This window comes from Streptomyces sp. NPDC015220 (assembly GCF_043079345.1).
Classification (GTDB): domain Bacteria; phylum Actinomycetota; class Actinomycetes; order Streptomycetales; family Streptomycetaceae; genus Streptomyces.
Genome location: NZ_JBIBUK010000002.1, coordinates 357,774 through 370,982, shown reverse-complemented (window position 1 = coordinate 370,982; position 13,209 = coordinate 357,774). Strand labels below are relative to the sequence as shown.

General features: G+C 71.0%; 9 protein-coding genes. 4 read left to right on the top strand and 5 right to left on the bottom strand.

What is annotated here, in order from left to right; translation table 11 throughout:
• Positions 1 to 73: 73 nt before the first annotated feature.
• Together ACF061_RS06535 and ACF061_RS06530 are read left to right on the top strand one after the other, a co-directional pair.
• A complete protein-coding gene (locus ACF061_RS06535) occupies positions 74 to 1,357 on the top strand; it encodes a hypothetical protein (RefSeq protein WP_392265686.1) in 1,284 nt (427 codons plus the stop codon).
• 36 nt (positions 1,358 to 1,393) lie between these two features.
• The gene (locus ACF061_RS06530) at positions 1,394 to 1,708 is read left to right on the top strand and encodes a hypothetical protein (RefSeq protein ID WP_392265685.1); all 315 of its coding nucleotides are present in this window, start codon (positions 1,394 to 1,396) and stop codon (positions 1,706 to 1,708) included.
• Here the strand turns inward: ACF061_RS06530 and ACF061_RS06525 are convergent.
• From ACF061_RS06525 to ACF061_RS06510, 4 genes are read right to left on the bottom strand one after another with little or no spacing between them, the layout of a single operon-like run.
• A complete protein-coding gene (locus tag ACF061_RS06525) occupies positions 1,689 to 2,459 on the bottom strand; it encodes a succinate dehydrogenase/fumarate reductase iron-sulfur subunit (protein WP_392265684.1) in 771 nt (256 codons plus the stop codon). The genes ACF061_RS06530 and ACF061_RS06525 overlap by 20 nt on opposite strands.
• Positions 2,456 to 4,408 carry a fumarate reductase/succinate dehydrogenase flavoprotein subunit gene (locus tag ACF061_RS06520; protein WP_392265683.1) on the bottom strand — a complete coding sequence of 651 codons (1,953 nt, stop codon included), beginning with the start codon at positions 4,406 to 4,408 and terminating at the stop codon, positions 2,456 to 2,458. Before ACF061_RS06520 ends, ACF061_RS06525 begins: the two co-directional genes overlap by 4 nt.
• A gap of 41 nt (positions 4,409 to 4,449) precedes the next feature.
• Positions 4,450 to 5,286: a hypothetical protein gene (locus ACF061_RS06515; RefSeq protein WP_392265682.1), complete on the bottom strand. Its 837-nt coding sequence runs from the start codon at positions 5,284 to 5,286 to the stop codon at positions 4,450 to 4,452.
• A 17-nt stretch (positions 5,287 to 5,303) separates the two neighbouring features.
• Positions 5,304 to 5,591 carry a hypothetical protein gene (locus tag ACF061_RS06510; RefSeq protein ID WP_392265681.1) on the bottom strand — a complete coding sequence of 96 codons (288 nt, stop codon included), beginning with the start codon at positions 5,589 to 5,591 and terminating at the stop codon, positions 5,304 to 5,306.
• Between the two features lie 433 nt (positions 5,592 to 6,024).
• Here ACF061_RS06510 and ACF061_RS06505 point away from each other — a divergent pair, with 433 nt between their 5' ends.
• Positions 6,025 to 8,253 (top strand): ABC transporter family substrate-binding protein, encoded by a 2,229-nt coding sequence (locus ACF061_RS06505; protein WP_392265680.1) that lies wholly within the window; start codon positions 6,025 to 6,027, stop codon positions 8,251 to 8,253.
• A 210-nt stretch (positions 8,254 to 8,463) separates the two neighbouring features.
• Here the strand turns inward: ACF061_RS06505 and typA are convergent, their stop codons facing one another.
• Complete coding sequence (gene typA, locus ACF061_RS06500) at positions 8,464 to 10,371, bottom strand: translational GTPase TypA (RefSeq protein ID WP_392265679.1); 1,908 nt, start codon at positions 10,369 to 10,371, stop codon at positions 8,464 to 8,466.
• 1,041 nt (positions 10,372 to 11,412) lie between these two features.
• Between typA and ACF061_RS06495 the strand changes: the two genes are divergently transcribed.
• Positions 11,413 to 13,059: an ABC transporter substrate-binding protein gene (locus ACF061_RS06495; protein ID WP_392265678.1), complete on the top strand. Its 1,647-nt coding sequence runs from the start codon at positions 11,413 to 11,415 to the stop codon at positions 13,057 to 13,059.
• The last annotated feature ends 150 nt before the right edge of the window (positions 13,060 to 13,209 follow it).

Below are 13,209 nucleotides of genomic sequence, written 5' to 3'. Positions count from 1 at the left end.
GGCCGGGCACGCGACCGGGGCTGCGGCGCCGGTGGGCCGGGCGGGACACGGCGATGCGGAAGGGGACACCGGGATGGAACCCACCACGGACGGGGAACCGGACGCGGCACCGAGCACGGCGGAGGAAACCCCCACCGGCCGGCGCTCTGATGCCGCCCACGAGCCGGGCACCGGCACTCGCACTCGCACCGGTGCCGACGTCGACACCAGTACGCCCACCACCGGCGGCACCGACACCGGCACCGACACAGGCCCCAAGCCGCCCGCCGGGCCGGGCTCGCCCGCCGGGCCGGGCCCCGCTCCCGGGGCACGGCCGGGCGACGGGCGGCGGTCCGCCCCCCGGGGCCGGCGCGCCCTGCGCCGGGCCCGCCGCGCCGCACTCGCGCTCGTCCTCGTACTCGTCCTCCCCCTCCTCGCCGCCGAGACCGCGCTGCGGGTGAACTACGCGGGCGACCCGGCAGGCGGGACCTACACCAGGGGACAGGACGCCATCTGGCTCGGGCACGCCTGGGTGGACGGGCGGAAGAACGACGCCGACGTCACGGCCCTCGCCGAGCGGCTGCACGGGACCGGCATCCGCGACCTGTACGTGCACGCGGGCCCGCTGGAGGACGACGGCACGCTGCCCAGGTCGGCCTACTCACGGGCCGGTTGGCTGACGGCGGCCGTGCACCGGGCGCTGCCCGGGGTGCGCGTGCAGGCCTGGCTGGGCGACCGGCTGGCCACCGAGACACCGCACGGGATGCGCCTGGAGCGGGCGCGGACCCGGGCCGCCGTGGTCACCTCCACCCGCGAGGTCCTGGCGGCCGGCTTCGACGGCGCCCACTTCGACCTGGAGCCGCTGCACTCCGGCGACCGCGACTACCTCGGCCTCCTGGACGACCTCCACGAGGTCACCCGCGCCCACGGCGTCCCCCTGTCCGTCGCGGCGCACCAGATCGACCCGCTCCCGGCGTTCCACTCCCTGTGGGGCACGCTCACCAACCATCCCAAGTGGTGGTCGCAGGCGTACTTCGGCCAGGTCGCCCGCCGGGTCGACCAGATCGCCGTGATGTCGTACGACACCATGCAGCCGCTGGAGAGCCTGTACGGCGGCTATGTCGCCGAGCAGACCTCGCTCGCCCTGGAGGTCACCCCGCCCTCCACCGACCTGTTGATGGGGCTGCCCTTCTACCACGAGAACCGCTTCGGTCACCGGGCGCGCGCCGAGACCGTACCGGCCGCCGTCCGCGGCGTCCGCCTCGGTCTGTCCCGCACGGACGCCTACCGCGCGCGGTTCGGCGTCGCCCTGTACGTCGACTTCGCGGCCACGGAGGCCGATTGGACCGCCTACCGTCGGGACTGGGTGCGCCTGTAGTGCCCCGCCGAGGGTCCAGGTGCCATCCTGGTCGTCATGCACATGTACCTGGTGGTCCTCGGTGCGCTGGCCGTGACGCTGATGGCGGTGTTCGGCATCGCCGGCATCACGACCGGCTGGGTGCCGCCGCCGGCCCGGGGGCGCATCGCGCGGCCCGGGCTGTGGGGATACGGTCAGCTGACCGGGGCGGCCGGCCTCGCCCTGTGGCTGTTCCTCGGCGTCCTCCCCGCCAGGTTCGACGCGCTGCCGCTGATCGGCTGGTTCGTCTTCATGGGGAGCCTGGGCGTCCAGACGCTGGCCCGCCGCCCCGGCCGGACCGCCCGGAGCGGGTCTATGAGCTCCGCCTCCTGATCTTCGACCCCAGCCACACCAGCGGGTCGTACTTGCGGTCCACCGCGCGCTCCTTCAAGGGGATCAGGGCGTTGTCGGTGATCCTGATGCCTTCCGGACACACCTCGGTGCAGCACTTGGTGATGTTGCAGTAGCCGAGACCGTGGTCGTCCTGGGCGGAGCGCTTGCGGTCCAGGCCCGTCTGCGCCGCGGCGTCCAGCGGGTGCATGTCCAGCTCGGCGATCCGCATCAGGAAGCGAGGACCGGCGTACACCGGCTTGTTGCCCTCGTGGTCGCGTACGACGTGGCACACGTCCTGGCACAGGTAGCACTCGATGCACTTGCGGAACTCCTGCGAGCGGTCCACGTCCTCCTGCATCATCCGGTACTCGCCGGGGCCGAGGTCCGCCGGCGGGACGAAGGCCGGCACCTCGCGCGCCTTGACGTAGTTGAAGCCGACGTCCGTCACCAGGTCCCGGATCACCGGGAAGGCGCGCAGCGGGGTGACGGTGACCGTCTCCTCCCGGGTGAAGACGGACATGCGGGTCATGCACATGAGCCGCGGACGCCCGTTGATCTCCGCCGAGCAGGAACCGCACTTGCCCGCCTTGCAGTTCCAGCGCACGGCGAGATCGGGCGCCTGGGTGGCCTGGATGCGGTGGATGATGTCCAGCACCACCTCGCCGTCGTTGACCTCGACGGTGAAGTCGGCCAGGCCGCCGCCCTGCGCGTCGCCCCGCCACACCTTGAAGCGGGCCTCGTAGCTGCTCACTCGTACAGCTCCTCTTCGGCGAGGTACTTGACCAGCTCCTCCTTCTCGAAGAGGGAGAGCAGGTCCGGGCGGATGGGATCGGTGCTCTCACGGGAGAGGGTGATCTGGCCCCGGGCCGGGTCCGTCGCCGCCAGGCCGCCGGTCGGGTCGGTCAGCCGGCACAGCAGGTTGGCACGGCGCCAGGCACGGTCCATGGACGGGTGGTCCTCACGGGTGTGCCCGCCGCGCGACTCGGTGCGCTCCAGCGCGGCCCGCGCCACGCACTCGCTGACCAGCAGCATGTTCCGCAGGTCCAGGGCCAGGTGCCAGCCGGGGTTGAACTGCCGGTGCCCCTCCACCCCGGCCCGGCGGGCCCGTACCCGCAGCTCGGCGAGTTTCCTCAGCGCCTGCGCCATCTCGGCCTCGCGGCGGATGATGCCGACCAGGTCGTTCATGGTCTGCTGGAGTTCCTGGTGGAGGGCGTACGGGTTCTCCGGCGGACCGCCGGCCACCGCACCTTCCCCCTCTTCCGCCCCGGCTCCTGCGGAGAACGGCCGCAGCGCCTCCGCCGAAGCCGCCTCGACCTGGGTGTCGTCCACCGGCGGGCGGGCGTGGGCCAGCCCCTGCGCGTACTCGGCGGCGTGCCACCCCGCCCTGCGCCCGAAGACCAGCAGGTCGGACAGCGAGTTGCCGCCGAGCCGGTTGGAGCCGTGCATGCCGCCCGCAACCTCCCCGGCCGCGAACAGCCCCGGCACCCCGCGCGCCGCCGCCGTGTCGGAGTCCACCGCTACGCCGCCCATCACGTAGTGGCAGGTCGGCCCGACCTCCATCGCCTCCGCCGTGATGTCCACGTCGGCCAGCTCCTTGAACTGGTGGTGCATGGAGGGGAGCCGGCGCCTGATGACCTCGGCGGGCATGCGGGTCGACACGTCCAGGAAGACCCCGCCGTGCGGGGAGCCGCGGCCCGCCTTCACCTCCGCGTTGATGGCGCGGGCCACCTCGTCGCGGGGGAGCAGGTCGGGCGGGCGACGGTTGTTCTCCGGGTCCTCGTACCAGCGGTCCGCCTCGTCCTCGGACTCGGCGTACTTCTCCTTGAAGACGTCGGGTACGTAGTCGAACATGAACCGTTTGCCCTCGGCGTTGCGCAGCACCCCGCCGTCGCCGCGCACCGACTCGGTGACCAGGATGCCCTTCACCGACGGCGGCCAGACCATGCCGGTCGGATGGAACTGCACGAACTCCATGTTCAGCAGCGGCGCACCGGCGAGCAGGGCGAGCGCGTGCCCGTCGCCGGTGTACTCCCACGAGTTCGACGTCACCTTGAACGACTTGCCGATGCCGCCGGTCGCGATCACGACCGCGGGGGCCTCCAGCACGAAGAAGCGGCCGGTCTCGCGGTCGTAGGCGAAGACTCCGCAGACCCTGTCCCCGTCCTTCAGGACCCTGGTCACCGTGCACTCCTGGAACACCTTCAGCCGGGACTCGTAGTCCCCGCCCTCACGATGGTCCTCCTGCTGCAACGACACCACCTTCTGCTGCAGCGTGCGGATCAGCTCCAGCCCGGTGCGGTCGCCGACGTGCGCCAGGCGGGGGTACTCGTGACCGCCGAAGTTGCGCTGCGAGATCCGGCCGTCCTTCGTCCGGTCGAACAGCGCTCCCCAGGTCTCCAGCTCCCACACCCGGTCCGGCGCCTCCCGCGCGTGCAGTTCGGCCATCCGCCACTGGTTGAGGAACTTGCCGCCGCGCATGGTGTCGCGGAAGTGCACCTGCCAGCTGTCGTGGGGATTGGCGTTGCCCATCGCCGCCGCGATGCCGCCCTCGGCCATCACCGTGTGCGCCTTGCCGAACAGCGACTTGCAGATCACCGCCGTACGCGCCCCGCGCTCACGCGCCTCGATCGCGGCGCGCAGCCCGGCGCCGCCCGCCCCGACCACGACGACGTCCCACTCCTGCCGGTCGACCACGGTCATACAAGGCCCCACTCACTGGAAGGTTGCTGGCGGGAAGGTCACTAGAAGAAGCGCGGATCGCCGAAGGCGCCGGAGGCGACCAGATAGACGTAGAAGTCGGCGAGCGCCACGCTGATCAGCGAGGCCCAGGCGAGCTGCATGTGCCTTGCGTTGAGCCGGCCCACGAACTGCCAGGCCCGGTAGCGCACCGGATGTCTGGAGAAGTGTCTGAGCTTGCCGCCGACGATGTGCCGGCAGGAGTGGCAGGAGAGCGTGTACGCCCAGATCAGCACGATGTTGGCGAGGAAGACCAGGGTGCCCAGGCCCATGTGGCCCCAGTGGTGGTGCTGGTCGCGGAAGGACAGCGCCGTGTCGTAGGTCAGCACGCCGGCGACCAGCAGCGCCGCGTAGAAGAAGTACCGGTGGACGTTCTGGAGGATCAGCGGGAAACGGGTCTCGCCCGTGTACCGCGTGTGCGGCTCGGCGACCGCGCAGGCCGGCGGGGACGCCCAGAAGCTGCGGTAGTAGGCCTTGCGGTAGTAGTAGCAGGTCAGGCGGAAGCCCAGCGGGAAGATCAGGATGATGATCGCCGGGGAGATCGCCCACCAGCTGCCGAACAGGTCGGCGTTGGGGCCCCCGTGCATCGCCCGGCAGTTCTGCGCCAGGCAGGGCGAGTAGAACGGCGAGACGTACGGGGCCGCGTAGTAGTCCGCGTCGGCGAAGGCCCGCCACGTCGAGTACACGACGAAGGCCAGCAGGCCGGCCGCGGTGACGGCGGGCGCCAGCCACCAGCGGTCGGTCCGCAGGTGCGGGGCGCCGATCGCGGCGCGCGCCGGGGACCGGACGCCGCCGCGGGGCGGGTGGGGGTCGGTGCCGGGGGGTTCCGTACCAGTGGCCACGTGAGGACTCCGGTCGGTCAGGGGGCGTGGCGGTCGCGGGCGCCGAGTCCCTCGTCGTCCGTGTCCGTCCACAGGGAGATGTCGTAGGGGGTGTCGGAGATGGTGACGAGGGCGGGGCGCTGCGCCGCGGCGGTGCCCTGGACGGACTCACGCAGCAGGGCGACGCTCTCCCGCAGGTGATCGGCGTCGGTGCGCACCCGGCGCACTTCGAGGCCGGCGCCGAGCTGCTGTTCCAGCCGGGCCACCGACCGCAGCAGATCGTCGAGGGTGCGTTGTACGGACGTCAGGTCGTCGTGCACGGACATGACGTGACCTCACTTCCACGGGCCGCACGGCCCTGGACGGCGACGTTCATGCGCCTGAGAGTGTTGCGCGTCACACCTGTCGGTGGGAAGGCGTGTGCGGCGATTGGCGGAACGCGCACCCTCGTGCGCGCCCCGCGTCACACCCCGCACGCCCTTGCCCACGCGACGCACGCCGACACGCACGCCCGCACGCGCTCTGTGTGCACCGGGGGCGCATCGCTGCTCCGCACGAGTGACCTTCCGGCCCGCGCGTTGCTCCGCACGGGTGACTTCCGGGCCCGCGCCGCCGTGTCGCCTCCGGGCGGAGAACCCTTTCCTCTTCAGTGGGGCCGTAGAACTGCGTAGATCTGATCAACACCAAAATACCGCCAAAAGTGAACGAACCCCACCCAAGTCCACCGGCGGGGGGAGCGGGTCATCGGAGGTAGCACAGATGTCGTACGACGGTGTCGGGCCGCGCGCGGTCATGCGCTCGGTCGCCTTCCTGGCGGCGGGAGCCCTCGCCGTGCCCCTCCTGGCCGGCTGCGGCTCCGACGACGAGGGCAGCAGACCGCTGGCCGGACAGGACATCGAGCCGGTCGCCCGCGAACTGGTCACCGACGGAGGCACCCTGCGCTGGGCCGTGGACGCGATGCCGCAGACGCTGAACACCTTCCAGGCGGACGCCGACGCCGGCACCACCCGCATCGCCCAGGCCGTCCTGCCCGCCATGTTCCGCATCGACGCCGCCGGCCGCCCGCAGCGCGACGCCGACTACCTCGACTCCGCCCGCGTGGTCGAGACCGAGCCCAAGCAGGTCGTCGTCTACCGGCTCAACCAGCAGGCCGTCTGGAGCGACGGCCGCGAGATCGGCGCCGCCGACTTCGCCGCCCAGTGGCGCGCCCTGTCGGGCAAGGACTCCGCGTACTGGACGGCGCGCAACGCCGGGTACGACCGCATCCAGAAGGTCGAACGGGGCGCCAACGACCTGGAGGTCAGGGTCACCTTCGCCCGCCCCTACGCCGACTGGCGGTCGCTGTTCTCACCGCTGTACCCCAAGGACGTCACCGGCACCGCCAACGCCTTCAACGACGGGTCCCGCAAGAAGCTCAAGGTCAGCGCCGGCCCGTTCACGGTGCAGAAGACCGACACCAAGAACAAGGACGTCGTCCTGGTCCGCAACCCCCGCTGGTGGGGCCACCGGGCCAAGCTGTCCGAGATCGTGCTGCACGAGGTGCCGCGCGACAAGCGGGCCGCCGCGCTCGCCGACGGCACGCTGGACGTGGCCGACGTCGACCCCGCCGACGCCGGCCGGATCACACAGGCCGCCGGCGCCCCGCTCCAGGGCCCGGCCGGCGGGCGCACCGCCGCCAGCGCCCTGCGCTCCTGGGCACTGGTCCACGGATCCGACGAGAAGGCCGCCGACCGGGAGCGCCGAGCCCTGAAGGAGGGCCGCTCCACGCTCACCGCCCGACTGAAGCAGCAGGACGCCCTGCGCGCCGTCGAGCTCCGCAAGTCCCTGGAGCCCGCCTACACCCAGCTCGCCCTCAACGGCGCCGGCGGCCCCCTCGCCGACGAGCGCGTCCGGCACGCCGTGGCGCACGCCCTGAACCGCCGGGAACTCGCCGACCTGGTCCTGAAACCGCTCGCCCTGCCCGCCGTCCCGGTCGGCAGCCACCTCGCCCTGTCCGGCCAGGACGCCTACGCCGACAACAGCGACGCGCTCGGCGGCCAGGACACCGCCGAGGCCCAGGAACTGCTCGCGGACGCCGGCTGGGTGCGCGGGCCCGTCAAGGAACCGAAGAAGGGCGAGAAGGCGGCGGGCCCGGAGGGCGGCAGGGCCCCGGGCGGGGCGCACGGCGGCCGAGGCGACGGCACCTACATCGTCGGCGTCGACGACACCGTCGAGCACAACGGGGACGGCAAGGGCCGCGCGGACAGCGACCGCGGCAAGCCGGGCGGGCAGGAGAGCGCGGAGGAACCCGCCGAGGAGGGCAGCGGCGCCCGGCAGTTCGCCCAGGACGGCAGGCAGTACGCGCGGGAGCACCTCAAGCAGGGCGGCGCGCCCGGCGCCTACGCCCCCAAGGGCACCGCCGCACCGGCCGGCGCCGTGGCGGGACCGCTGGCCAAGGACGGCAAACCGCTCACGCTCCGTTTCGTGCTGCCCTCCGGTCCCGGCTCGGACACGCTGCGCAAGGTCGCCGACCGGGTCACGGCCATGCTGGCGAAGGTCGGCATCGCCACGGAGATCACCAAGGTCTCGGAGGAGAGCTACTTCCGCGACCACATCGCCTCCGGCCAGTACGACCTCGCCCTGTACTCCTGGCCCTCCTCCGCCTACCCGGCCACCGACGCCCGCCCCGTCTACGCCAAGCCCGTCCCGGCCGCCGACGGCTCCCTGAACGTCCAGCAGAACTACACCCGCGTCGGGACCGACCAGGTCGACCAGCTCTTCGACCAGGCCGTCGCCGCCCTGGACGAGGACGAGCAGCGCGATTTGATCCGCAAGGCCGACTCCCGCATCTGGGCCACGGCCGGGTCCATCCCGCTCTACCAGCGCCCCCAGCTCGTCGCGGTCCGCGCCGGCCTGGCCAACGTGGGCGCCTTCGGCTTCCAGACACCGCTCTACGAGGACATCGGCTTCCTGCGGAAGGGCGTGCAGCCGTCCTCGTCACCGAAGTAGGCCGGAGCGGCGGACGGCCGGGCCGGCGCGGGCCGCCGGGGCCGGTCGCGGACGACGGCGCGGGCCGCCGGGGCCCGTCCGGCCGGCCGCACCACCCCCGGACGACGACGGGCGGCGTCCGGAGTCGGGAAACAGCCGGAGACGGGAAACGCCGCCCGGAGAGACCTGGTCGTCTCTCCGGGCGGCGTCCTCAGGCACCGGCCCCGCGCGTCAGCCGTGCTTGGCGCGGCTCGCGGCGCGGGCGCGCTCACGGGCGTCCAGGTTCACCTTGCGGATGCGGACCGCCTCCGGGGTCACCTCGACGCACTCGTCGTCGCGGCAGAACTCCAGGGACTGCTCCAGGGAGAGCTTGCGCGGCGGGACGATCGACTCGGCCACGTCGGCGGTCGAGGACCGCATGTTGGTGAGCTTCTTCTCCTTGGTGATGTTGACGTCCATGTCGTCGGCACGGGAGTTCTCGCCGACGATCATGCCCTCGTACACCTCGGTGCCCGGCTCCACGAAGAGCACACCGCGCTCCTGGAGGTTGGTCATCGCGAACGCGGTGACCGAGCCGGAGCGGTCGGCGACCAGGGAGCCGTTGTTACGGGTCTGCAGCGTGCCGAACCAGGGCTCGAAGCCCTCGTGGATGGAGTGGCCGATGCCCGTGCCGCGGGTCTGGGTCAGGAACTCGGTACGGAAGCCGATCAGGCCGCGGGAGGGCACGACGAACTCCATGCGGACCCAGCCCGAGCCGTGGTTGGACATGTTGTCCATCCGGCCCTTGCGCACGCCCATGAGCTGGGTGACCGCGCCCATGTGCTCCTCGGGCACGTCCACCGTCATGCGCTCGACCGGCTCGTACGTCTTGCCGTCGACCTCCTTGGTGACCACCTGGGGCTTGCCGACGGTCAGCTCGTAGCCCTCGCGGCGCATCTGCTCGACCAGGATGGCCAGCGCCAGCTCGCCGCGGCCCTGGACCTCCCAGGCGTCGGGGCGCTCGGTCTCCAGCACGCGCAGCGACACGTTGCCGATCAGCTCGCGGTCCAGCCGGTCCTTGACCTGGCGGGCGGTGACCTTGCGGTCCTTGACGGCCGCCTTCGCGTCGGCGCCCTTGCCGGTGCCGCCGCGGCCGACCAGCGGGGAGGTGTTGGTGCCGATGACCATGGAGATCGCCGGCTCGTCGACCGTGATCAGGGGCAGCGGGACCGGGTTCTCGGGGTCGGCCAGCGTTTCGCCGATCATGATGTCCGGGATGCCGGCGACGGCGCAGATGTCACCGGGGCCGGCCTTCTCGGCGGGCTTGCGGGTGAGCGCCTCGGTCATCATCAGCTCGGAGATGCGCACGTTGTGCACGGAGCCGTCGCGCTTGATCCACGCGACCGTCTGGCCCTTGCGCAGCTCGCCCTGCTCCACCCGCAGCAGCGCGATGCGGCCGAGGAAGTTGTCCGCGTCGAGGTTGGTGACGTGGGCCTGGAGCGGGAGCTCCTCGTCGTAGGTGGGCGCCGGGATGTGCTCCAGGATGGTGGAGAAGAACGGCTCCAGGCTGGTGGAGTCGGACGGCACCGTGCCGTTGTCCGGCTTGGTGAGGGACGCCACACCGTCACGGCCGCAGGCGTAGACGATCGGGAACTCGATCTGCTCCTCGTCGGCGTCCAGGTCGAGGAAGAGGTCGTACGTCTCGTTGACGACCTCGTCGATCCGGGCGTCGGGACGGTCCGTCTTGTTGATGCACAGGATGACGGGGAGGCGGGCCTGCAGCGCCTTGCGCAGCACGAACCGGGTCTGCGGCAGCGGGCCCTCGGACGCGTCCACGAGGAGGACGACACCGTCGACCATCGACAGACCGCGCTCGACCTCGCCACCGAAGTCGGCGTGGCCGGGGGTGTCGATGATGTTGATCGTGATGGGCTCCCCGCCGTCCTTGGGGTGGTACTTCACCGCCGTGTTCTTGGCGAGGATCGTGATGCCCTTCTCACGCTCCAGGTCGTTCGAGTCCATCATGCGGTCGTCGACGGAGTCGAGCTGGTGCGCGGCGAAGGCGCCGGCCTGCTTCAGCATGCCGTCGACGATGGTCGTCTTGCCGTGGTCGACGTGGGCGACGATGGCTACGTTGCGGATGTCGTGGCGCGTGGCCATATTGAGGCGTACTCCCGGAGTGTGCGGACGGCTGCGCGTACGTCCTCGGTACGCGCGCCCTGCCGGGCTGAACACGCCACGGCCTCACCCCATGGTACGGGGTGGTGTCACGGTGCCGCCTGCGCGCGCCCCCGAGCACCGCCGCCGGGCACCCTCGCCGGGCATGCTCCGCCGGGCATGCTCCGCCGGATGCCGGATGCCGGATGCCGGATGCCGGATGCCGGGTGCCGGGTGCCGGGTGCCGGGTGCCGGGTGCCGGGTGCCGGGTGCCGGGTGCCGGGTGCCGGGTGCCGGATGCCGGATGCCGGGCCGGGCTGGCCCGGGCTGAGCTGAGCTGAGTCGGGCCGGGCTCGTGTGTGGTCGTGCCGCTCGCTCGGGACGGGGCAGGTGGGTGCGGTGCGGCGCGGGTGAGGTGCGTGATCCACCGGGCGAGCGTGGTCCGGCCGCGCCGGGACGGTCCGGCCGTGCTGGGGCGGTCCGGGAACGGCCGCGGGTCCGCGGCGCCGCGCCGGCCCCGCCTCTTCGATGGGGATACGGCAATGGCCGGACAGAGGGTTTTCCCTACGGAACAGGTGTGACTACCACGTTCGTGCCCGTCCGTGGCTCCGGGGCAGTACGGTTGCCCGGATATGGGCGTTCGCCGGGCGGAGTGTGCCCCGGTTTGCCTGCTCGCGACGTCGAGGAAGCACTCTCCGTCGCCGAGCTCAACTGATTTCCCGTCACTCTGTCCGCTATTCGGACAGTGCACTCCGATACTTGTGTAACAAGTCCGTTTCGCAGGGATCTTTCGCCAAACCGTTTGTCCGGATTTTGGAAGAAGTAGGCGGCAGGTGTGATCGAAACGAGACCAAATGACTGTGGTCTGTCAGTGAGGCGATGGCAGATAGTTAGGCGCGTAGAGCTCGGGTCGACGAGTCACGCGCTGCAGGAGGCGCCGGCTCACGAGCGTTGCGGGTGCACTTGAACTTCCCCGTTCTTCATGGCCGTGGGATGTCGTGTGCTCCCTCTTGCGGTGAACATAAGGACTCAGAGGAGGAACCCATGCGTGGTGCCAGCAGCGCCAAGTGGGTCGCGGGTGCAATCGTCATAGCCCTGGCTGCGACTGCCTGCGGAGGCAGTGACGACGACAGCAGCAGCAAGGGCTCCGGCAAGGCCGGCGGCACCTTCCGGATGGGCATCACCGAGCCGGTGGCCATCGACCCCTACAACGCGCAGGAGTCCGAGGGCGTTCTCGTCACGGACAACCTCTTCACGGGTCTGTACGAGCCGACCGCCGACGGCAAGGTCAACCCGGCGCTGGCCACCTCGAAGAAGGTCAGCAAGGACGGCAAGACCTGGACCTTCACCATCAAGAAGGGCACCAAGTTCACCAACGGCGAGGCGGTCGACGCCGAGTCCTTCATCCGTGGCTGGAACCGTGTCGCGGTGAAGTCGGCCGCGTCCGACGTCGCTTACCACATGGCCGGCATCCAGGGCTTCGACGAGGCCCAGTCCGGCAAGGCGACGACCATGTCCGGTCTCAGCGCGCCCGACCCGTACACCCTCCAGGTGAAGCTCTCCACGCCGGACTTCGAGTTCTACATCAAGACCACGCACACGGTCTTCAGCCCGATCCCGAAGGCCGCGGGCGACGCGAAGAACAAGGCGTTCAACGAAGCCCCCATCGGCAACGGCCCGTTCAAGATGCAGGGCAAGTGGGAGCACAACAAGTCGATCACGCTCGTCCGCAACGACGACTACGGCCTGACCAAGGCCCACCTGGACAAGGTGCAGATCGACATCCTCAACTCCAACAACGGCGTCACGCTGGAGTACCAGGGCTTCGAGTCGGGCCAGTACGACTGGGCCCGCATGCCCACCCCGCAGCTGCCGGCCGCCAAGGCCAAGTACAGCCCGCAGGGCGAGTGGATCCAGCAGGACATGAGCGGCATGAACTACATCATGCCGATCACCGACAACGGTCCGCTGAAGAACGCCAAGGCCCGTGAGGCGGTCTCCTACGCGATCGACCGCGACGCCATCATCAAGGGCGTCTTCCAGGGCATGTACACCAAGTCGACGACGATCCTGCCGCCCTCCTTCACGGACGTGTACCAGAAGGACCTGTGCGCCTCCTGCGTCAAGCAGGACAAGGCCAAGGCCAAGCAGCTCGCCACCGAGGGCGGCCTGAAGCCGGGCACCACCATCGAGATCGCGTACAACACCGGCGCCGGTCACGAGGAGTGGGTCCAGGCCGTCAAGCAGCAGGTCGAGAACGTCCTCGGCGTGAAGGTGAAGGCCACCGGCAAGCCGTTCGCCGAGCTCCTCGCCGACCAGCAGAAGCCGAAGGCCACGGGCATGTACCGCTTCGCCTGGGGCGCCGACTACCCGACGCCGGACAACTTCCTGTACCCGCTGCTGGACACCGCGTCCATCAACAAGGACGCCAACGGCAAGGTCACGGGTGACAACCGTGCCCGCTACAGCAACAAGAAGTTCGACGACCTGCTCACCAAGGCGCGCGGCACCGAGGACCAGGCCGCCCGCAACGCGATCTACAAGGAGGCGGAGAAGGTCGCCATGGACGACATGGCCCTGATCCCGCTGTGGAACCGCACCCAGCTGCGTCTCGCCAACACCAAGAAGTACGCCGGTCTGCAGATGGACTTCCACGAGGACCCGAACCTCGCTGAGATCAGCACGAAGTAACGGGTCACCGCGTTCCGCGCGGAATCCGTCAACCGGGGGTGGGGGGGGGGGGGGGGGGGGGGGGGGGGGGGGGGGGGGGCCGCCGCCCCCCCCCCCCACGCCCGCGCTTCCGCCTTTTCGCGGGCGGGGCGCGGCAGGGCCGGCGCCGCG